At 34.3% G+C, this 2005-nt stretch carries 1 protein-coding gene; it reads right to left on the reverse strand.

The features are described from left to right. Nucleotides 1-291: 291 nt before the first annotated feature. On the reverse strand, nucleotides 292-1506 hold the full coding sequence (locus U9P79_08680; protein MEA2104694.1) for a DUF2971 domain-containing protein: 1215 nt from the start codon (nucleotides 1504-1506) through the stop codon (nucleotides 292-294). Nucleotides 1507-2005 lie beyond the last annotated feature (499 nt).

Here is a 2005-nt window from a genome sequence, read left to right on the forward strand (position 1 = left end):
AATAGCCTAAGAGCCTGAAGAATAAGGCTTTCCGCATTTCTATTCAATCTATGATTTCCGAGGTCTGTCTTAATGGTAAATTTCATCAAATCTATGGAATGTCTATAAATATTTCTTCTTGCCATACGATGCCCTTCTTATAGATTCTAACCCAGCAATGACCTGCTTTGAAAAAGTTGCGAGTCATTGCATGATAATATTTACTTTATAAGACGATTTAATAGCATTTAATAAAAAATCCCGGCTTTTTCAAAGTCAGCGTCCATTGCTTTGTTAGCCAAATTTTTGAAATCAATACAAGGGATTGTTCCATTTTCTTCTTTCTTTATTCCACTTATAAGAATCCAGTCTTTGAGGCTCCAAATAGAATTTTTTATCATTCATTGCCATTAAAACAACCTCAGCATCTAACTCTTCTGCGATTTCTAACAGAATATCAATATTGTGAGTGTTCATTTTGCAGCCCAAAAATATTTTTTTTATATATGGGAAATGAATTTTATTATCGAAGTATTTGCAGATGTCACCATCAACAATAATTCGCCATTCCTTTTCATAGTTCCACTTTGCTGATTTGATAATGTAAGTTTTATACAGTAAGGAATCTACATCGCTGTTATGTTTTATATTTCCATCTTCACCTATTTTAATTCTTTTTAATTTTGTTTTTGGAATATTTACTCGATTGGACGTATATATTACTGGAAACAAACCAGCTGATAAGAGCAATTTTGTTTTGTTAGATATGTAAGCGTTTTCATCTCCCAAAATATTTTTGTTTTCCAAAGGAATTAAGTTTTCTGGATGTATCTGAGTTATGTCGTATTCAACGCAAAACCCTTCGTGGTTGCTTGCATAGTGTGACCACATGTGAATCATAAATTCAAAATCATTATGATTTGGTGGAAAATTGTCTGATTTAAGATCAGAAAAGCAAGCAATTCTTATGTTGACTTCTCTTAATTTCTCTATTTTTCTTTCGACATCCCTTTGAAATTTCAGCCTTAAGTTATAAATTTCTTTTTCGAATTCCTCATTTTTACTCTCAGAAATTTTGCGTATTGCAGACCAATACTCCTCTGCGTTTCTCATCCAATTATACTCATACTCCGGGATTGAGTTGTAAATTCGATTAAATTCTTCTTTAGTGAATCCATTTTGTCTATTTTCAGTATTAGCGAAGCCTATTTTCTTAATATGCTCTAAAAGAGAGTACTTTTCATAGCCTGTAACGTCATATCCTGTATGACAATCAAATGGATCATTAAAAGAGCTTGGATGTGCGAACCAAAGCCTCTGCTTTTTAATATCTATAATGTTGTCCGAAGTTGGGGAATAAAATTTAAATAAAGATTTTGGAAAATGAGTATTTTTTTGGTTTAATAATTCTGGATTGTTCAATATTATTTTTGAAAAGGTTTTATGCCTCGTATTTTTATTTGCAAAGACGTTATTTATGTATGTCTTCTGCCATTTTTTTTGTGATTTAGAATTCCAAAATCCCATTTCAACTTCTCATTTTCGATGGCTCACAGTTAGGATAGGTGGAAAATTTTCCATCTATTGCTTATATATCATGGAAAATTTTCCATCTATTGTTATATTGATATGGAAAAAAAAATGGAAAAAATCCTATTGATTTTTCCATCTATTGCATAATAGCGTTGATAGCATGGAAAATTCAAAAAAATTCCGACCGGATCCTAAACTCCGGCTCATGGATCAGGTTCGACAGGTTCTGCGGTATCCCCACTACGCCTATCGCACCGAACAAACCTATTGCGATTGAATCATGCGCTATATCCAGTACCATGGGGGTAAGAAGGAGAAAAAGTACTCGATATCCCCGTTGATGAAAAACTCGAGCCTGTCCGTGCCAAAAAGTACTCACGCCCTACGGTCGTCATGGCGCAAAGCGAGGTTGCCAATGTCTTGGGATATATGCAGGGCCTCCATCTCCTCATGGCAAGGCTCCTGTATGGCAGCGGCCTGCGGTTAATGGAAT

Source organism: Candidatus Cloacimonadota bacterium (assembly GCA_034661015.1).
In the GTDB taxonomy this organism is placed as follows: domain Bacteria; phylum Cloacimonadota; class Cloacimonadia; order JGIOTU-2; family JGIOTU-2; genus JAYEKN01.